Origin of the sequence: Silvania sp. (assembly GCF_051656365.1) — a bacterium.
In the GTDB taxonomy this organism is placed as follows: domain Bacteria; phylum Pseudomonadota; class Gammaproteobacteria; order Enterobacterales; family Enterobacteriaceae; genus Enterobacter; species Enterobacter hatchlandensis.
Window position 1 is genome coordinate 22,546 of sequence record NZ_JBOGBT010000045.1, and the last position, 18,089, is coordinate 40,634.

General features: G+C 57.8%; 17 protein-coding genes. 8 read left to right on the forward strand and 9 right to left on the reverse strand.

Features of this window, described 5'->3' with window-relative positions:
* Positions 1 to 24 precede the first annotated feature (24 nt).
* The 3 genes from secB to cysE all read left to right on the forward strand — a co-directional run bounded on the left by secB (position 25) and on the right by cysE (position 2,412).
* Positions 25 to 492, forward strand: a complete 468-nt coding sequence (gene secB, locus ACRDD5_RS09680) for a protein-export chaperone SecB (RefSeq protein WP_271282956.1) — start codon at positions 25 to 27, stop codon at positions 490 to 492.
* A complete protein-coding gene (gene gpsA, locus ACRDD5_RS09685; protein WP_271282955.1) occupies positions 492 to 1,511 on the forward strand; it encodes an NAD(P)H-dependent glycerol-3-phosphate dehydrogenase in 1,020 nt (339 codons plus the stop codon). Before secB ends, gpsA begins: the two co-directional genes overlap by 1 nt.
* Positions 1,512 to 1,590: 79 nt before the next feature.
* A complete protein-coding gene (gene cysE, locus ACRDD5_RS09690) occupies positions 1,591 to 2,412 on the forward strand; it encodes a serine O-acetyltransferase (protein WP_271282954.1) in 822 nt (273 codons plus the stop codon).
* Here the strand turns inward: cysE and trmL are convergent.
* The 8 genes from trmL to ACRDD5_RS09730 form a co-directional block, all read right to left on the reverse strand.
* Entirely contained in the window at positions 2,409 to 2,882 is a 474-nt protein-coding gene (gene trmL / locus ACRDD5_RS09695; protein WP_438676631.1) for a tRNA (uridine(34)/cytosine(34)/5-carboxymethylaminomethyluridine(34)-2'-O)-methyltransferase TrmL, read from the reverse strand. The two genes, cysE and trmL, sit on opposite strands and share 4 nt — an antisense overlap.
* 85 nt (positions 2,883 to 2,967) lie before the next feature.
* Positions 2,968 to 4,155 (reverse strand): FMN-dependent L-lactate dehydrogenase LldD, encoded by a 1,188-nt coding sequence (lldD, locus tag ACRDD5_RS09700; RefSeq protein WP_271282952.1) that lies wholly within the window; start codon positions 4,153 to 4,155, stop codon positions 2,968 to 2,970.
* Positions 4,152 to 4,925 (reverse strand): transcriptional regulator LldR, encoded by a 774-nt coding sequence (gene lldR, locus ACRDD5_RS09705; RefSeq protein ID WP_438676632.1) that lies wholly within the window; start codon positions 4,923 to 4,925, stop codon positions 4,152 to 4,154. The genes lldD and lldR overlap by 4 nt, the downstream gene beginning before the upstream one ends.
* Positions 4,922 to 6,577, reverse strand: a complete 1,656-nt coding sequence (gene lldP / locus ACRDD5_RS09710) for an L-lactate permease (RefSeq protein ID WP_271282950.1) — start codon at positions 6,575 to 6,577, stop codon at positions 4,922 to 4,924. Before lldP ends, lldR begins: the two co-directional genes overlap by 4 nt.
* Before the next feature lie 274 nt (positions 6,578 to 6,851).
* A complete protein-coding gene (locus ACRDD5_RS09715; protein WP_271282949.1) occupies positions 6,852 to 7,214 on the reverse strand; it encodes a YibL family ribosome-associated protein in 363 nt (120 codons plus the stop codon).
* A gap of 59 nt (positions 7,215 to 7,273) precedes the next feature.
* On the reverse strand, positions 7,274 to 7,861 hold the full coding sequence (mtlR, locus tag ACRDD5_RS09720) for a mannitol operon repressor MtlR (RefSeq protein ID WP_271282948.1): 588 nt from the start codon (positions 7,859 to 7,861) through the stop codon (positions 7,274 to 7,276).
* Positions 7,861 to 9,009, reverse strand: a complete 1,149-nt coding sequence (gene mtlD / locus ACRDD5_RS09725) for a mannitol-1-phosphate 5-dehydrogenase (RefSeq protein WP_271282947.1) — start codon at positions 9,007 to 9,009, stop codon at positions 7,861 to 7,863. Before mtlD ends, mtlR begins: the two co-directional genes overlap by 1 nt.
* Positions 9,010 to 9,107: 98 nt before the next feature.
* Positions 9,108 to 11,024: a PTS mannitol transporter subunit IICBA gene (locus ACRDD5_RS09730; protein ID WP_438676633.1), complete on the reverse strand. Its 1,917-nt coding sequence runs from the start codon at positions 11,022 to 11,024 to the stop codon at positions 9,108 to 9,110.
* 663 nt (positions 11,025 to 11,687) lie between these two features.
* On the opposite strand from ACRDD5_RS09730, the gene ACRDD5_RS09735 reads away from it, so the two are divergent.
* The 5 genes from ACRDD5_RS09735 (at position 11,688) to selB (ending at position 17,186) form a co-directional block, all read left to right on the forward strand.
* On the forward strand, positions 11,688 to 12,044 hold the full coding sequence (locus ACRDD5_RS09735; protein ID WP_438676634.1) for a DUF3302 domain-containing protein: 357 nt from the start codon (positions 11,688 to 11,690) through the stop codon (positions 12,042 to 12,044).
* Positions 12,045 to 12,046: 2 nt separating this feature from the next.
* Positions 12,047 to 13,183 carry an HlyD family secretion protein gene (locus ACRDD5_RS09740; RefSeq protein WP_271282944.1) on the forward strand — a complete coding sequence of 379 codons (1,137 nt, stop codon included), beginning with the start codon at positions 12,047 to 12,049 and terminating at the stop codon, positions 13,181 to 13,183.
* A gap of 92 nt (positions 13,184 to 13,275) precedes the next feature.
* Positions 13,276 to 13,884, forward strand: a complete 609-nt coding sequence (locus ACRDD5_RS09745; protein WP_438676635.1) for a glutathione S-transferase — start codon at positions 13,276 to 13,278, stop codon at positions 13,882 to 13,884.
* Between the two features lie 75 nt (positions 13,885 to 13,959).
* On the forward strand, positions 13,960 to 15,345 hold the full coding sequence (gene selA / locus ACRDD5_RS09750) for an L-seryl-tRNA(Sec) selenium transferase (protein WP_438676636.1): 1,386 nt from the start codon (positions 13,960 to 13,962) through the stop codon (positions 15,343 to 15,345).
* Complete coding sequence (gene selB / locus ACRDD5_RS09755; protein ID WP_438676637.1) at positions 15,342 to 17,186, forward strand: selenocysteine-specific translation elongation factor; 1,845 nt, start codon at positions 15,342 to 15,344, stop codon at positions 17,184 to 17,186. Before selA ends, selB begins: the two co-directional genes overlap by 4 nt.
* On the opposite strand, the gene ACRDD5_RS09760 is transcribed toward selB, so the two are convergent.
* The gene (locus ACRDD5_RS09760) at positions 17,183 to 18,070 is read right to left on the reverse strand and encodes an ROK family protein (protein ID WP_438676638.1); all 888 of its coding nucleotides are present in this window, start codon (positions 18,068 to 18,070) and stop codon (positions 17,183 to 17,185) included. The genes selB and ACRDD5_RS09760 overlap by 4 nt on opposite strands.
* Positions 18,071 to 18,089 lie beyond the last annotated feature (19 nt).

Consider the following 18,089-nt stretch of genomic DNA (forward strand, 5'->3'; position numbering starts at 1 on the left):
AGGACAATTAAAAAGGGTTTTTCCATGTCAGAACAAAACAACACCGAAATGACGTTCCAGATCCAGCGCATTTATACTAAAGACGTCTCCTACGAAGCACCTAATGCGCCGCATGTTTTCCAGAAAGATTGGCAGCCAGAAGTTAAACTTGATCTGGATACCGCGTCCACCCAACTGGCGGATGGCGTGTATGAAGTCGTACTGCGTGTTACCGTGACCGCCTCTCTGGGCGAAGAGACTGCATTCCTGTGTGAAGTACAGCAGGGCGGCATCTTCTCCATCGAAGGTATCGACGGTAATCAGATGGCGCATTGCCTGGGTGCATACTGCCCGAACATCCTGTTCCCGTATGCCCGCGAATGCATCACCAGCCTGGTTTCCCGTGGTACGTTCCCGCAACTGAACCTTGCGCCGGTGAACTTCGATGCGCTGTTCATGAACTATCTGCAGCAGCAAGCTGGCGAAGGTACTGAACAACATCAGGATGCCTGATGAGTACTGTCAATGCGTCAATGACTGTGATCGGTGCCGGTTCATACGGCACCGCTCTTGCCATTACTCTGGCAAGAAATGGTCACGAAGTGGTTCTTTGGGGCCACGATCCTAAACATATCGCTACGCTGCAAGCGGACCGCTGCAATGTGGCGTTTCTTCCTGATGTCACCTTCCCGGACTCTCTGCACCTCGAAAGCTCCCTTGCGACGGCGCTGGCCGCCAGCCGTAATATCCTGATTGTTGTCCCGAGCCATGTCTTTGGCGATGTGCTGCGGCAGATCAAACCGCTGATGCGGGCTGATGCGCGGGTGGTGTGGGCGACAAAAGGGCTGGAAGCCGAGACCGGACGCCTGCTGCAGGATGTCGCCCGAGAAGCCCTGGGGGATGACATCCCGCTGGCGGTGATCTCCGGCCCGACATTTGCGAAAGAGCTGGCGGCAGGGCTGCCAACGGCGATCTCGCTGGCCTCCACCGATGATGTCTTTGCTGATGACCTGCAGCAGCTGTTGCACTGCGGTAAAAGCTTCCGCGTTTACAGCAACCCCGATTTTATCGGCGTACAGCTGGGCGGCGCGGTGAAGAACGTTATCGCCATTGGCGCGGGCATGTCCGACGGTATTGGCTTTGGGGCGAATGCGCGTACGGCGCTGATCACCCGGGGCTTAACTGAGATGAGCCGTCTGGGCGCGGCGCTGGGTGCCGATCCGGCCACCTTTATGGGGATGGCAGGGTTAGGCGATCTGGTGCTGACCTGTACCGACAACCAGTCCCGTAACCGCCGCTTTGGCATGATGCTCGGTCAGGGCATGGATGTGATCGGCGCGCAGGAGAAGATTGGTCAGGTGGTCGAAGGTTATCGCAATACCAAAGAAGTTCGCGAGCTGGCACACCGCTTTGGGGTGGAAATGCCAATAACCGAGGAAATTTATCAGGTATTGTATTGCGGAAAAAATGCGCGCGAGGCAGCATTGACCCTATTAGGTCGTGCACGCAAGGACGAGCGTAGCAGTAATTAACCGCAGGGAACCGTTATCACCTGAATGACCCGGCTAGCGAAGAACTGGCCGGTCATTATCATTTCGTCTGGAGCAAGCAATGCCGTGTGAAGAACTGGATATCGTCTGGAACAATATTAAAGCCGAAGCCCGGGCTCTGGCCGACTGCGAGCCTATGCTGGCCAGCTTCTACCACGCGACGCTACTCAAGCACGAAAATCTCGGCAGCGCCCTGAGCTATATGCTGGCTAACAAACTGGCTTCCCCGATCATGCCCGCTATCGCCATCCGTGAAATTGTGGAAGAGGCCTATGCTGCCGATCCGGAGATGATCGCCTCCGCTGCCTGCGATATTCAGGCGGTGCGCAACCGTGACCCGGCGGTGGACAAATACTCCACGCCGCTGCTGTATCTGAAAGGCTTCCACGCGCTGCAGTCCTACCGCATCGGCCACTGGCTGTGGAATGAAGGCCGCCGCGCGCTGGCTATCTTCCTGCAAAACCAGGTTTCTGTCACCTTCCAGGTGGATATCCATCCGGCAGCGAAGATTGGCCACGGCATCATGCTCGACCACGCTACCGGCATTGTGGTGGGTGAAACCGCGGTGATTGAAAACGATGTCTCGATCCTGCAGTCCGTTACCCTTGGCGGTACCGGCAAAACCAGCGGCGATCGTCATCCAAAAATTCGGGAAGGAGTAATGATTGGCGCAGGGGCGAAAATCCTCGGCAATATCGAAGTCGGGCGCGGGGCGAAGATCGGTGCCGGGTCCGTGGTCCTGCAGCCTGTTCCCCCGCACACCACCGCCGCTGGCGTCCCGGCGCGTATCGTCGGCAAGCCAGACAGCGATAAACCGTCAATGGACATGGATCAGTTCTTCAACGGTATTCACCATACCTTTGAGTATGGCGACGGGATTTAGCTTCTGAGAACGGCGCCGGCATAACCCAGCTGGCGCCAGGCTTCATACACCACCACCGACACCGCATTCGACAGGTTCATGCTGCGGCTGTCCGGCATCATCGGAATACGAATTTTTTGCTCAGCAGGCAGGACATCGAGGATGGTCGCGGGCAGCCCGCGCGTTTCCGGGCCAAACATCAGATAATCGCCTTCCTGATAACTCACTGCGCTATGCGCGGGCGTGCCTTTCGTCGTCAGGGCGAACATACGCTGTGGGTTTTCCGCTTCCACAAAGGCAGCGTAATGAGGGTGGCGAACCACGGCAGTGAATTCGTGATAATCCAGCCCGGCGCGGCGCAGGCGTTTGTCGTCCCACGTAAAGCCCATCGGCTCAATGATATGCAGGCGAAAACCGGTATTGGCGCACAGACGGATGATGTTGCCAGTATTAGGTGGAATTTCTGGTTCGAATAGAACGATGTTAAGCATGCTCTCCCATCTCATTTGGCTCAAAAGTTGCGGCGGGCAGAATAGCATTCCCTCTCCCCTTTGGGGAGAGGGTTAGGGTGAGGGGCTAGGCCGCATTCCCCTGTGCCAGCGGGGCCAGCCCGGCCGGGAGGTTGCTCAGCTCCTGGACCAGCATCTCTTTACTGATCTCACGGATAGTCTTCGCTCCGGTCAGGGTCATCGCCACTTTCATCTCTTTCTCGATCAAGTTGAGCAGATTTGCCACGCCCGCCTGGCCGTGGGTCGCCAGCGCGTACAGGTACGCACGGCCCAGCAGGACCGTGTCCGCACCCAGCGCAATCATGCGCACCACGTCCAGACCGTTGCGGATGCCCGAGTCAGCAAGAATGGCAATATCACCTTTCACCGCATCGGCTATCGCTGGCAGGGCGCGGGCAGAAGAGAGTACCCCGTCCAGCTGGCGTCCGCCGTGGTTCGAGACCACAATCCCGTCTGCGCCAAAGCGCACCGCATCGCGGGCATCTTCCGGATCGAGGATCCCTTTGATCACCATCGGGCCATCCCAGAACTCACGGATCCACTCCAGGTCTTTCCACGAGATCGACGGATCGAAGTTATTTGCCAGCCAGCCGATGTAATCTTCCAGCCCGGTTGGTTTACCGAGATAGGTCGAGATATTCCCCAGATCGTGCGGGCGGCCATTGACCCCCACATCCCACGCCCACTGCGGATGGGTCACCGCCTGCCAGTAACGACGCATCGCTGCATTTGCGCCGCTCATCCCGGAGTGGGCATCGCGATAGCGGGCACCCGGGGTGGGCATGTCGACGGTAAAGACCAGCGTCGAGCAGCCTGCCGCTTTGGCACGCTCCAGTGCATTGCGCATAAACCCGCGGTCGCGCAGGACGTACAGCTGGAACCACATCGGGCGCTTGATGGTTGGGGCGACTTCTTCAATCGGACAGACCGAGACGGTCGAGAGCGTAAAGGGGATCCCTTTTGCATCGGCGGCGGCGGCGGCCTGCACTTCGCCGCGACGGGCATACATGCCGCACAGTCCGACCGGGGCGAGGGCCACCGGCATCGACAGTTTTTCGTTGAAGAGCGTCGTGTCGAGGCTCAGGTCAGACATATTCTTCAGCACGCGCTGGCGCAGGGCGACTTGCGATAAGTCTTCCACATTGCGACGCAGCGTGTATTCAGAGTAGGCCCCGCCATCAATGTAGTGGAACAGGAACGGTGGCAGGATGCGCTGCGCCGCGGCGCGGTAGTCACTGGCTGCGGAAATAATCATGCTTTGTTCTCCCTGGGATCGGCGGACTCGCCGGGCAGGCGGGTAATGCGCGCCTGACGAGCCTGATCTTCATCGAATCGTTTAATGGTGGTGTGGACGAAGCCCAGGTGCGCCATCATCGCAGTGCGCGCGGCTTCGGCATCGCCAACAAGAATGGCGTTAAGCACCGCCTCGTGCTGTTCGGTAAGCTTTGCAAAAACGGGTGGGACCAGATACATGCGCTGACGGCTCTGCTTCACGGAGGATTGCAGCAGGTCGAAAAAGCCACGCATGGTCTGCAGAAGCACAACGTTATGCGAGGCTTCGGCAATCGCCAGATGGAAACGCACATCCGCCTGCGAGGCGATATCCGGATCGCTGCTGTGGGTTGCCTCAAAACAGGCCTTCAGCTTCTCTTTATCAGCCGGCGTGGCGCGCATTGCGGCATGCCAGGCGGTGCTGGTTTCGATGGCGTGACGGGCTTCGAGGATATCGAAACTGTAGTCCGGGTCGTTCTCCATTAACGTTTTTAACGGCTGAACGATGTTCTGCCCGGACCAGTCTTCATGCTGCCAGCGTACAAAGGTTCCGCCGCCGCGACGGCTCAGCAGCACCCCTTCACTGACCAGCGTCGCCAGCGCTTCGCGCAGCGAGTTGCGCGACACGGCAAGCTGGCTGGCAAGCTGGCGCTCGGCGGGCAACTTCATGCCCGCCTCCAGCTGCTGTTCTTCAATCAGCGCCCGCACGCGAGAGGCAATCTCGTCGGACAGGCGTCTGGGCATGACTATCATGGGATCATCCAGGTTAAGACATAGGCCTGCAGGGTGGTGATCACACCCACCATGCAGGTGAATATCAGGCTGTGCTTCACGGTAAAGCGGAACAGGTCCGACTCTTTACCCACCAGGCCTACCGCCGCACAGGCGATGGCAATGGACTGCGGAGAGATCATCTTCCCGGTGACGCCGCCCGTGGTGTTGGCCGCAACCAGCAGCACGTCCGAGACGCCGATCTGCTGGGCAGCGGTCGCCTGCAGGGCAGCAAACAGTGCGTTAGATGAAGTATCCGATCCGGTCAGGAACACCCCCAGCCAGCCGAGGAACGGCGAGAAGAAGGTGAACGCGGAGCCGGTATGCGCCAGCGCCAGTGCCAGCGTCGACGACAGTCCTGAGTAGTTAGAGATAAATGCGAAGGCCAGCACCATCCCGATGGAGTAAATCGGCAGCGCCAGCTCTTTCAGCGTACTGGCGAAGGTCTGTATTGCCGCGGCTGGCTTCATCCGCAGCCATACGATAGAAAGAATAGCGGCAAACAGGATCGCTGTGCCGGTCGCGGAGAACCAGTCGAACTTGTAGACCGCAGCATACGGCGTGGCGTCATGCACGACCGGCGGCATGCGGGCCACCATTTTGTCGAGGAACGGCACGGAAATGTTCACCACCATGTCGTACAGCGCGCCATTCGGGGCAAACAGGGCTTTAAACGGCGGTACGCTCCACAGCGTCACCGTGGCGGTCAGGAACAGGAACGGCGACCAGGCGCGGACAATCTGGCCCGGCGTGTAGCGGGTGCGCGCCAGGGTCATATCAACCTGCGACGCGCCCATATCGCCAAAGCGGAAGGTTCGTACCGGCTGCCAGCGCTTCAGGAACAGGGTCAGACAGACCAGCGACACCAGTGAGGAGATAATGTCCGGCAGTTCCGGGCCGAGGAAGTTGGAGCTCAGGTACTGGGCAATCGCGAAAGAGCCGCCCGCCACCATTACCGCAGGCCAGGTCTCTTTCACACCGCGCCAGCCGTCCATAATCGCCATGATCCAGAACAGCACGATGATGGTCAGGAACGGCAGCTGGCGGCCTACCATCTGGCCGATTTCGAAGCTGTCCAGCCCGGTGACCTGTCCGGCCACCAGAATCGGAATACCCATCGCGCCAAAGGCAACCGGCGCGGTATTGACGATCAGACACAGGCCGGCGGCATACAGCGGGTTAAAGCCCAGCCCAACCAACAGCGCGGCGGTAATCGCCACCGGTGCGCCAAAGCCTGCCGCCCCTTCGAGGAATGCACCAAAACAGAAGCCGACGATCAGCATCTGCAGGCGCTGGTCCGGCGTTATGGAGAGGATTGACGAGCGAATAATGTCGAACTGCCCGGTCTTCACCGAGATTTTGTAGACAAAGACCGCCGCGATGATGATCCACGCAATCGGCCACAGTCCGTAGAAGAAGCCATACACCACGGAGGCTAACGCACGGTCGACCGGCATTTTGTAGAAGAACAGCGCCACCATCAGGGCGATAGCCACGGTATACGTTGCGGCAAGGTACCCCTTCAGCTTGAGTTTAATCAGCGCGAAGAAGAAGAACAGAATAGGTAGCGATGCTATCAGGCTCGACAGCCAGATATTTCCTGCCGGATCGTAGTTTTGTTGCCAGAGGCTCATTGCAGGTCTCCTGAGGACCACACCTGCTGCGGCGCGGTGAGTCTGTGCTCATCTCGGCGTCACAATAAGTGTAAAAGTGGTCCTGCCAATAGTGTGATGTAGGGTTAATGACAACAAATGGTTAACCAAATGTTATTAATCGGCAATGAGTTTGTGAGCAAAGATTATGGAAGTGTGAACCAGAGGAGGGTTGGTTGCGGAATTGGTTGGGCCAATTTGAGGGGAGGAGAGTCATCCCCTCTCCGCAGGGGGAAAGGGGAAAAATGCGGGGAAATCAGAACTCAGTCTTGCTAAAACCCGTCATCTCTTTCAGGCCCATTTCACGGCCCAGCTCGGTCATCGGGTGAACAACCACCAGCCCGCGCACGCTTTTCTTCAGCTTGCCCATGTCGGCCTGTTCTTTCTTGGTGATCGCCCGACGGAAAGGCAGGTTTGCCAGCTTCTGCGCTTCTTTGCTCAGCTTCTGGTCTTTCACGCCGCGCAGGCGCTCGATTTCAGTTTCCAGCGTCGCTTTCTCTTTTTCCAGCTCGGCGTATTTCTCGGCGGCATCAACCAGCGAAAGGCTTGCCTGCTGGTGGCGGATCAGATCCAGGCGGTCGCTCAGGCGTTTAATTTCGTTCTTTTCGACTTCTTTCATCACATATAGCTCTAAATTCGGGGGAGATTACAGGGAAGGATACACCAATGTGCGCAGGCTTACTTCTGAAACGCTTTTTTTAAGCTGATTCGGGAAATCAGCTCAGTCAGGGAAAGGACCATGGTGGAGCGGACAATCTGCTGATAACGCTGCTTCTGCATCGCGTACAGCTCCGGGTCGCTGGTATCAAAATGCGGCGTCGGGGGCAGAGCGGTGACGCAGTGCAGCTCGCCAAGCGGGCCGAGGATTTCGTCGTCGGTGAACGCATACTCGCTGCCGTCGTGATTCAGCTCTTCGCGCAGCGCCATCAGAAGCTCGGCATCTTCATACTCGTGACGGCTGATGACGCCCAGGCCATAGATCAGTTTCAGACGCACGGATAAATCGCCCAAGGGGCCGTCGCCGTCGAGTAACGGTTCAACTGCGTATTTCACCGCGTAGTCGTCTTTGCGAAACACCTGAAGCACCAGAATATTCACCGCCTCGGTTAACAACTCGACGGCGGATATCAGGAAACTTCGAACGGTTTTGCCAGCATTCAGACGCTCCAGCACACGGTTTTCAAAGGCCTGGGTTTGTTCCATTGTTGCCTGCATATCTGACAATCTATCATCCGGGCGCAGGATGACCGGCGCCCGGTCCTGCATTATTTGGTTGCGTTGTAAACGTTAACGGCCTCCACCACGACTTCGCTGTTGGCATCCAGCGTGGATACCTGCGCCAGCGCAGCCTGTGGGCCATTCTCGTCAATTAATTGTGCCAGCTCCTGCGCCTGCGGATCTTCTTCGCTGCGGTAATGCATGGCGGCGGCGATACCGGTGACCAGGTTAGCGTGTGGCAGGCCGTACTCCAGGGTACCGAGCAGCGGTTTGATCAGACGGTCACCCGCACTCAGCTTACGCAGCGGCTGACGGCCCACGCGCTCAACGTCATCTTTCAGATACGGGTTTTCAAAACGACCGAGGATTTTCTGAATATATGCCGCATGCTTATCGGCATCAAAACCGTAGCGTTTAATCAGAACCGCGCCGCTCTCGTCCATTGCACCTTTAACCACTGCGCGAATTTTCTCATCGAGGATCGCGTCGCGAATGGTCTGATGACCGGCTAATTTTCCGAGGTAGGCGGTTATAGCATGCCCGGTGTTCAGCGTGAAGAGCTTACGCTCGACAAATGCCATCAGGTTGTCCGTTAATTCCATACCCGGGATCTCAGGCAGCGCGCCTTTGAACTGGGTTTTGTCGACAATCCACTCGCTAAAGGTTTCAACGGTCACTTCCAGCGGGTCGTTGGTCGCTGAGGCCGATGGCGGAACGATACGGTCAACGGCGGAATCCACAAAGCCGACGTGCGCTTCAACCCAGGCTTTGTCTTCATCAGCGACCGCAGCCAGCACGTGACCTTTCAGCTGGGTGGTGCCACGCACCATGTTCTCACAGGCGATGATATTCAGCGGGGCGTCGTTACCCTGGGCTTTACGTTTTGCCAGCCCTTTCGCCACGGCCGGGGCGATGCGCTCCAGCACTACCGGTCCGACGGCGGTGGTCACCAGGTCCACCTCGGCAATCAGGTCGATAACCTCGTCACCGATGCTGCTGACCGCGCTAACACCGGTCACGGTGTCAATCTGCTCGTTTTCACCGACCACATGCACCTGATAGCTATGACGAGCATTCAGGGCATCCAGGACCGTCTGATTCACATCGGCGAAAGTCAGGGTAATGCCCGCGTCTGCCAGCAGTTTGCCGATAAAACCGCGGCCAATGTTACCTGCGCCAAAATGTAATGCTTTCATCGTATTCACCTTCATCAATGTTTTTACCCGAGAGGGCTGGGGTGAGGCTTTTCCCTCACCCTAACCCTCTCCCAGTGGGAGAGGGGGTAGTGGGGAACTTACTTGTTCAGCAGCGCCAGCACTTCTTCAACGCTGGTGGTGTTGGCCAGGCGCTCAATGACAGTTTCATCGTCCAGCGCGTTGGTCAGGCTGGTGATCACCTGGATATGCTCATTGTTGCGAGCGGCGATACCAATCACCAGGCGGGCGATGTCGTCTTCTTCTTCACCGAAGCGTACACCGGCTGGATACTGGCAGAACACCACGCCGGTTTTCAGCACGCGATCTTTCGCGTCAACCGTACCGTGCGGCACTGCGATGGATTCGCCCAGATACGTTGGGGTCAGTTTTTCACGTTCCAGCATCGCGGCAACGTACTCTGGCTCAACGTAGCCGCCTTTCACCAGCTGCTCGCCGGCAAAGCGAATCGCTTCTTCTTTGTGGCTCGCGGTGCGGCCAAGGAAGATGTTCTCCGCACCCAGTTTAAACAGGTGGCTGTTGCTCTCGTCGAAGCTGTCCTGCAGGCTGCTACGCACTTTCACTTCGTTATCTTCGTGACGCTGCGCGGCAACCAGACGCTCGGTCAGGCTGGAGTACAGACCGCTGTCGAGGAAGTTGGTCAGCGAAATGTGCTGGGCCTGTGGCACCTGGCGCATCGCACGTTCGGTCAGGTCGCGGTGAGTGATCACCAGGTCAACATCCGGCGGCAGGCTGTTAATCGCGCTGTTGGTCACAGAGATATTGCTCAGACCCGCATCCGCGACTTTCTTACGCAGCACGCCTGCACCCATAGCGCTGGAACCCATACCGGCGTCGCAGGCAACGATGATTTTACGCACGTGGCTCAGGTCGTTAGAGACGCTACCCGCAGCCAGCGGCGTTGCAGCTACAGCACCTTTAGACTCGGATTTCATATCCTGCATACGACGGGTCGCCGCTTCGATATCGTCTTCTTCTTTCACTTTGCTGGTTTTCAGCAGGATAGCCGAGACCACGAAGGAGACGGCCATTGCCGCGCAGATTGCCGCGATGTTCGCGAGGTAAGCACCTTTCGGGGTCATCGCCAGTACCGCCAGGATAGAACCTGGAGATGCAGGAGAGACCAGACCGCCACCCAGCACGCTCAGGGTGAACACGCCGGTCATACCGCCGAGGATTACGGCGAGGATCAGACGCGGGTTCATCAGCACGTAAGGGAAATAAATTTCGTGGATACCGCCCAGGAAGTGGATGATTGCCGCACCGCCAGCAGACTGCCTGGCACTGCCGCGACCAAAGAACATGTACGCCAGCAGCACGCCCATACCTGGACCCGGGTTCGCTTCAATCAGGAAGAAGATAGACTTGCCGAGGTCGTGTGACTGCTGAATACCCAGCGGCGAGAAGATACCGTGGTTGATGGCGTTGTTGAGGAACAGGATTTTCGCCGGTTCAACAAAGATGGACGCCAGCGGCAGCATGTCGTGGGCAACCATGAAGTTGACGCCCGCCGCCAGAATTTTGGAGAGCACTTCAACTGCCGGACCAATGCCGAGGAACGCCAGAATCGCCAGGATCATCCCGATGATGCCAGCGGAGAAGTTGTTTACCAGCATTTCGAAGCCGGATTTGATTTTGCCATCAACCCAGACGTCGAATTTCTTAATTGCCCAGCCGCCCAGCGGACCGGCAATCATTGCGCCGAGGAACATCGGCATATCCGCACCGACGATCACGCCCATGGTGGTGATTGCACCGACCACACCGCCGCGGTCACCGCCAACCAGACGACCACCGGTATAACCGATGAGCAGCGGCAGCAGATAGGTAATCATTGGGCCAACAAGTTTTGCCAGCGTTTCGTTCGGCAACCACCCTGTCGGAATGAACAATGCAGTGATGATACCCCACGCGATAAACGCGCCGATATTTGGCATCACCATGTTGCTGAGGAAACGACCAAAGCTTTGTACTTTGATCTTGAAATCGGATGACATAAAACACCCCTTCTTCTGTTTACGCTTAGGCTTGAGCCCGAGGTTTATTGTTAATGCGCGGCGGCAGAGGTAGCCGAGCCCTGTTCTGATAACGTGAAATCTGGCACTTAATTATCTAACTGTCCAGATAGTGAAATTTTGTGTGATCTCAATCACGTAAATGCAATGTGTATGGGGTATGGCGGGGTGATCTGAGTCACAAAACAGCGGTCTGTAAAAAATTTACGATCATAAAATAAGCGAAATTAGCCCATTGATGTGAAGTTGATCACATTATGATTGCGTGTGTTTGTTTCTGAAATGTGATCAATTTCACAAAGTATTTTTAGTCGGATTTCTCCGGATGTGATCGGCGGCAAACTCTGCTGTGGCGCTAGACGCCAGGATGTAAGCATGCAACACGAAAAGCTAAAAATACTCACCTGCAATGTGGTATGGCGAAAAGTTCCAAGCTAGATTAAGCTCTTACTGTAAACTTAACTCTATTATTCTTCAGGATATATTTTGTCACGCTTCTAAACTTGCATGGAGATAGAATAAAAAACCATACTCCCCGGCCAATTTGTGATAAGAATTTCATTCTGTTTACTTAACAGTGAATTAATGTGGTTGCTTACCATTTAATTGTTTTAATGAGTTTACGATTTATTCAGTGAGGCAAATATGTTTCTCAACTATTTTGCGCTGGGAGTGTTGGTGTTTGTATTCCTGGTTCTTTTTTATGGAATCATCGCCATTCATGACATTCCTTATAACATGGCAAAAAAACGCAACCATCCGCATGCCGATGCTATCCATACTGCCGGGTGGATTAGCCTGTTTACGCTCCACGCCATTTGGCCATTCCTGTGGATTTGGGCAACGCTCTATCAACCAGAGCGCGGCTGGGGGATGCAAAACCATATGCAACCGCCAGAACGTAATCCCGACGTTGATGCGCTGGCAAAGCGCGTAGCTGAGCTGGAACAAAAACTGGCCGCGGTGCAAGCCGCAGCCGTTAAGAACACGTCGGAGCAATAATCATGGATCTGTTGATTATATTGACCTATGTCGCCTTTGCGTGGGCCATATTTAAAATATTTCGCATTCCGGTAAACCAGTGGACGCTGGCGACAGCATCACTGGGGGGTATTTTCATTGTTGCCGGTCTTATTTTATTAATGAACTATAACCACCCGTATACCTTTACGGCGCAGAAAGCGGTTATTTCTATTCCGATTACGCCGCAGGTCACGGGCGTCGTGAGCGAAGTCACGGATAAAAATAATCAGCTCATTAAAAAAGGCGAAGTGTTATTTAAACTCGATCCGGGCAGGTACCAGGCGCGAGTAGACCGCCTGAAGGCCGATCTGGTAACGGCAACGCATAACATTGATGTACTGAAAGCCCAGTTGTCTGAAGCACAGGCCAACACCACGCGGGTGTCCGCCGAGCGCGACCGACTGTTTAAAGACTACCAGCGTTATATAAAGGGTAGTCAGGCGAAGGTGAATCCATTCTCTGAAAGCGATATTGATAACGCCCGACAGAATTATCTGGCGCAGGATGCGATGGTAAAAGGGTCGATTGCTGAGCAGACCCAGATCCAGAGCCAGTTAGACAGCATGTCTAATGGGGAGCAGTCGCAGATTGCCTCCCTGCGCGCCCAGCTGGCGGAAGCGACCTATAACCTCGATCAGACGATAGTGCGTGCGCCAAGCAACGGCTACATCACTCAGGTGCTGATTCGCCCGGGGACTTATGCTGCCGCGCTGCCGCTGCGTCCGGTGATGGTGTTCATTCCTGAGCAGAAACGGCAGATCGTGGCCCAGTTCCGCCAGAACTCGTTACTGCGTCTGAAACCGGGCGATGAAGCGGAAGTGGTGTTCAATGCCCTGCCAGGCCAGGTCTTCTCCGGTAAGCTTACTGGCATCCTGCCTGTGGTACCCGGCGGTTCTTATCAGGCTCAGGGTGCACTGCAGTCGTTAACGGTGATTCCGGGTACTGATGGTGTGCTTGGCACCATCGAGCTGGAGCCAAATGCCGATGTCGACGCGCTGCCTGACGGTATCTATGCCCAGGTAGCGGTGTACTCAGACCACTTCTCGCACGTGTCGGTGATGCGTAAAGTGCTGCTGCGCATGACCAGCTGGATGCACTACCTCTATCTCGATCATTAATCCTTTCTCAGGCAGGCATGCGCGACGCATGACCTGCCTTTTTTTATTGCCTGGGCCATACTTACTTTTTTGTTGGCGAAAAGGAGCAGGCAATGAAACTTATCGGCAGTTATACCAGTCCCTTCGTGCGTAAAATCTCCGTTCTCCTGCTGGAGAAAGGCATCACCTTTGAATTTGTTAATGAACAACCTTACCAGGCCGAAAACGGCGTGGCGCAGTATAACCCGCTGGGCAAAGTTCCGGCGCTGGTCACCGATGACGGCGAATACTGGTTCGACTCCCCGATCATTGCCAGCTATATCGAGCTGCTGGACATTGCCCCGGCGATGGTGCCGCGTGACGGCAAAGCGGCGTTGATTATTCGCCAGACGGAAGCGCTGGCGGACGGGATCATGGATGCCGCCCTCACTTCGGTACGCGAACAGGCCCGCCCGGCGGCACAGCAGTCAGAAACAGAACTGCTGCGCCAGCGCGAGAAAATCAGCCGCAGCCTGGACCGGTGCGAACAGTTGATCCGCGACGGTACGCTCGCCACCGATAGCGTTAACCTGGCGACCATCGCCATTGCCTGCGCCATCGGCTACCTTAACTTCCGCCGCGTGTCGCCAGGCTGGTGCGTCGATCGCCCTTTACTGGTCAAGCTGGCCGAAACCCTGTTCCAGCGCGAAAGTTTTGCCCGCACCGAACCGCCAAAGGCTTGATGTCGTCGATAACACTTCCCCGAAGGACGCGGTACAATTACGCCTGACATTGACCCCCAACCGTCAGGCGCTTTCATGACTACTCAGAACACGCTCTACAGCCAACTTCCCGCGACCGATCGTCTGCTTCGCCACGCCCATATCATCCCGATTGTTGAACAGTTTGGTCATACCCGGACCGTCGATACCCTACGCCTGCTGCAGGATGAGGCACGCGCCCATATCCGCACACAAAACGGCCTGCCGGCATGGTGCGATGACTGGGCACAGGAAGCGGAAAAACGTCTGACGGCGGGGGCGCCGCAGGGCCTGCGGCCGGTGATTAACCTGACGGGCACGGTGCTGCATACCAATCTGGGGCGGGCGCTGCTGGCAGAAGAGGCGGTGGAGGCAGTCACCCAGGCGATGCGCGCACCGGTGACGCTGGAATACGATCTCGACGGCGCCGGGCGCGGTCACCGGGATCGTGCCCTGGCGGCGATGCTGTGTCAGCTTACCGGCGCGGAAGATGCCTGCATTGTGAATAACAACGCGGCGGCGGTGCTGCTGATGCTGGCCGCCACGGCGAACGGGAAGGAAGTGGTGGTCTCCCGGGGAGAGCTGGTGGAGATTGGCGGCGCGTTTCGCATCCCGGATGTGATGACCCAGGCCGGGTGCAGGCTGCATGAAGTGGGCACCACCAACCGCACCCATGCCAGGGATTATCAGGCGGCCATCAATGAAAACACCGCCCTGCTGATGAAAGTGCATACCAGCAATTACCAGATTGAAGGGTTTACCCATGCGGTCGATGAGGCCGAACTGGCGCAGATTGGCCAGGCGATGAACGTCCCGGTGATTGCCGATCTGGGCAGCGGTTCGCTGGTCGATCTTAGCCAGTACGGTTTACCGAAAGAGCCGATGCCGCAGGCGCTGATTGCCGCCGGGGTTAGCCTGGTGAGCTTCTCGGGCGATAAATTACTGGGCGGGCCGCAGGCCGGGATTATCGTCGGCAAACGCGATCTTATCGCCAGATTGCAGCAGCACCCGCTGAAACGCGCCCTGCGCGCGGATAAAATGACCCTCGCCGCGCTGGACGCCACCTTGCGGCTCTACCTCCATCCACAGACGTTAGCCGAAAAATTACCGACCCTGCGCCTGCTGAGCCGCGAGGCTGCTGACATCCAGCTTCAGGGCGAACGGCTGCTGGTGCAGGTGGCGCCGCATTACCCGGACTTTGAGGTGCGGGTTGAAGCCTGTCTGTCGCAGCCGGGAAGCGGCTCGCTGCCGGTGGATCGACTGCCCGGCGCGGCGTTGACCTTCACCCCGCGCGACGGGCGCGGCAGTCAGCTGGAGGCGCTGGCCCTGCGCTGGCGAACGCTGCCCGTACCGGTGCTCGGACGGATAAAAGACGGACGTCTGTGGCTGGACTTACGCTGTCTTGAAGATGAAGCACAGTTTCTGGAGATGTTGCTGAAATGATTATTGCCACTGCCGGGCACGTTGACCACGGCAAAACGACGCTGCTGCAGGCGATCACTGGCGTGAATGCCGACCGTCTGCCGGAAGAGAAAAAACGCGGCATGACCATCGATCTCGGTTATGCCTACTGGCCCCAGCCGGATGGCCGGGTGCTGGGGTTTATCGATGTCCCCGGACACGAAAAATTTCTGTCCAACATGCTGGCGGGCGTGGGCGGCATCGATCACGCCCTGCTGGTGGTGGCCTGTGATGACGGAGTGATGGCGCAGACGCGTGAACATCTGCAGATCCTCCAGCTGACCGGCAATCCACAGCTGACGGTGGCGTTGACCAAGGCCGACCGCGTCGACGAGGCGCAGGTAGAGGCGGTGCGCGAGCAGGTGCAGGCCACCCTGCGGGAATACGGCTTTGCCGATGCCGACCTGTTTGTCACCGTGGCCACCGAAGGGCGCGGAATCGACACGTTACGCGACCATCTGCAGCAGTTGCCTGCCCGCGCCCACGCCGATCACCAACGCTTTCGTCTGGCGATCGACCGGGCGTTTACCGTTAAAGGGGCCGGGCTGGTGGTGACCGGCACGGCGCTGTCAGGCGAAGTGCGCATTGGCGATAGCCTGTGGCTCACCGGGGTTAACAAACCGGTGCGAATTCGCGGGCTGCACGCCCAGAATAAGCCTGTCGACCAGGCGCAGGCCGGCCAGCGTATTGCCCTGAATCTGGTGGGCGATACCGAAAAAGCGCAGCTGAACCGCGGCGACTGGCTGCTGTCCGACGCCCCCCCGGAACCGGCCACGCGCCTGATTGTCGCTCTGCAGGGCGATGTGCCGCTGACCCAGTGGCAGCCGCTGCATATTCACCATGCGGCCAGCCATGTCACCGGCCGCGTCTCGCTGCTGGAGGGCGCGCTGGCGGAGCTGGTCTTTGACGCCCCGCTGTGGCTGGCCGATAACGACCGGCTGGTGCTGCGTGATATCTCCGCGCGGATCACCCTGGCCGGGGCGCGGGTGGTGACGCTCAATCCGCCACGCCGCGGCAAGCGTAAACCAGAATACCTGCACTGGCTGGCCACGCTGGCACAGGCGGGCGATGACCGGGAGGCGCTGCTGGCGCACCTGGAGCGCGGGGCGGTGGATCTGGATGCGTTCGGCTGGGCACGCCAGCTGAACGGGGAAGGGCTGCGGGCCCTGACGCAGCAGCCGTCGTTTATCCAGGCCGGAACGAGCCTGCTGAATATGGACGTTGCCGCCCGCTGGCAGCGTAAAATTCTCGACACCCTGGCGACCTATCATCAGCAGCATCAGGATGAGCCGGGCCCGGGGCGTGAGCGCCTGCGGCGCATGGCGCTGCCAATGGAAGATGAAGCCCTGGTGCTGAGGCTGATCGAGCGGATGCGGGAGAGCGGCGACCTGCGCAGCTATCACGGCTGGCTGCACCTGCCGGATCACAAGGCGGGCTTTACCCCGGAGCAGCAGGCCATCTGGCAACAGGCCGAGCCGCTGTTTGGCGACGAGCCGTGGTGGGTGCGGGATTTAGCGCGCGAAACCGCGACTGACGAAGGCACGATGCGCCAGGTGCTGCGCCATGCGGCGCAGCAGGGGCTGATTACCGCGATCGTCAAGGATCGCTATTACCGTAACGATCGGATCGTGATTTTTGCCAACCTGATCCGCGCGCTGGATCAGGAGCGTGGCTCGACCTGTGCGGCAGACTTCCGCGACCGTCTCAACGTCGGGCGCAAGCTGGCGATACAGATCCTCGAGTATTTCAACCGCATCGGCTTTACCCGTCGCCGGGGTAACGATCACCTGCTGCGCGACGCGCTGCTGTTTGCCGGGGACTAAGCTTTTTCCCGGGCAAGTTTTTGCTTCGCCAGCCAGACTGCGCCCAACCTGCCCGCCTGGTTACCCAACTGACAGGGCAGGATGGGCACCTGCAGCGCGTCCCACTCCTCGAAGGTTTGCAGATGCTTATCGAGCAGGCGATAGATTTTCTCCTGCTCACTGATGCCGCCGCCAATCAACACCACCTGCGGGTCGAACATCGAGATCACGCTGTAGATTCCGCGGGCAAGAAACAGCGCCCACTGTTCGACGGCTTCGCGCAGGTGCAGATCGTTCTCCATGCGCACAAACAGCTCTTCGCCTGTCGGCATCTCCTCTTCTGAGACCGCCAGTGCCCGACGGCAGGCCTCCATCAGCCCTTTGGCCGAGGCGACGACGTGCATCCCTTCGCCGTGGTTGCCGACCGGGATGACCCCGAACTCCCCGGCCCGGTGATGTGCACCGCGCCAGAGATCGCCCTCGACCACGATGCCGCCGCCGATCCCGGTACCTACCGTGATACAGACAAAATTCTCGTACTCGCGCCCTGCACCGCACCAGCGTTCGCCCAGCGCGGCGCAACTGGCGTCATTATCGACAACAGTGGGCAGGTCGGTCAGCTCAGAGAACAGTGCGTACAGATTGACGTTATCGAGGTACTCCAGCGCCCCGGCCCTGGCCGCATCGCCGGTATGGGTATTGATGTGGCCCGGGATGCTCACTCCGATCGCCGCAATCTCATGCTCCTGCTGATACGCTTCCACCACCTCGCGCCACTGCTGTTTGAAAGTATCTTCATCGTCCGGCGTATCAAATTGATCGGTGGTCAGCTCGTTGCCGTCTTCGTCAATCACGCCATGTTTAATGTGGGTTCCACCCACGTCAAAGCCGATAAAAAGCCGCATTTATCCTTACCTCCCCGGT

Excerpts from the sequence above, each read along its gene's own strand:
- cysE (WP_271282954.1), top strand. The coding sequence starts at position 1,591 with ATGCCGTGTGAAGAACTGGATATCGTCTGGAACAATATTAAAGCCGAA.
- trmL (WP_438676631.1), bottom strand. The coding sequence starts at position 2,882 with ATGCTTAACATCGTTCTATTCGAACCAGAAATTCCACCTAATACTGGC.
- selB (WP_438676637.1), top strand. The coding sequence starts at position 15,342 with ATGATTATTGCCACTGCCGGGCACGTTGACCACGGCAAAACGACGCTG.
- gpsA (WP_271282955.1), top strand. The coding sequence starts at position 492 with ATGAGTACTGTCAATGCGTCAATGACTGTGATCGGTGCCGGTTCATAC.
- lldR (WP_438676632.1), bottom strand. The coding sequence starts at position 4,925 with ATGATAGTCATGCCCAGACGCCTGTCCGACGAGATTGCCTCTCGCGTG.
- ACRDD5_RS09740 (WP_271282944.1), top strand. The coding sequence starts at position 12,047 with ATGGATCTGTTGATTATATTGACCTATGTCGCCTTTGCGTGGGCCATA.
- ACRDD5_RS09715 (WP_271282949.1), bottom strand. The coding sequence starts at position 7,214 with ATGAAAGAAGTCGAAAAGAACGAAATTAAACGCCTGAGCGACCGCCTG.
- lldP (WP_271282950.1), bottom strand. The coding sequence starts at position 6,577 with ATGAGCCTCTGGCAACAAAACTACGATCCGGCAGGAAATATCTGGCTG.
- ACRDD5_RS09760 (WP_438676638.1), bottom strand. The coding sequence starts at position 18,070 with ATGCGGCTTTTTATCGGCTTTGACGTGGGTGGAACCCACATTAAACAT.
- secB (WP_271282956.1), top strand. The coding sequence starts at position 25 with ATGTCAGAACAAAACAACACCGAAATGACGTTCCAGATCCAGCGCATT.
- ACRDD5_RS09735 (WP_438676634.1), top strand. The coding sequence starts at position 11,688 with ATGTTTCTCAACTATTTTGCGCTGGGAGTGTTGGTGTTTGTATTCCTG.
- ACRDD5_RS09730 (WP_438676633.1), bottom strand. The coding sequence starts at position 11,024 with ATGTCATCCGATTTCAAGATCAAAGTACAAAGCTTTGGTCGTTTCCTC.
- mtlR (WP_271282948.1), bottom strand. The coding sequence starts at position 7,861 with ATGCAGGACCGGGCGCCGGTCATCCTGCGCCCGGATGATAGATTGTCA.
- selA (WP_438676636.1), top strand. The coding sequence starts at position 13,960 with ATGACTACTCAGAACACGCTCTACAGCCAACTTCCCGCGACCGATCGT.
- mtlD (WP_271282947.1), bottom strand. The coding sequence starts at position 9,009 with ATGAAAGCATTACATTTTGGCGCAGGTAACATTGGCCGCGGTTTTATC.
- lldD (WP_271282952.1), bottom strand. The coding sequence starts at position 4,155 with ATGATTATTTCCGCAGCCAGTGACTACCGCGCCGCGGCGCAGCGCATC.
- ACRDD5_RS09745 (WP_438676635.1), top strand. The coding sequence starts at position 13,276 with ATGAAACTTATCGGCAGTTATACCAGTCCCTTCGTGCGTAAAATCTCC.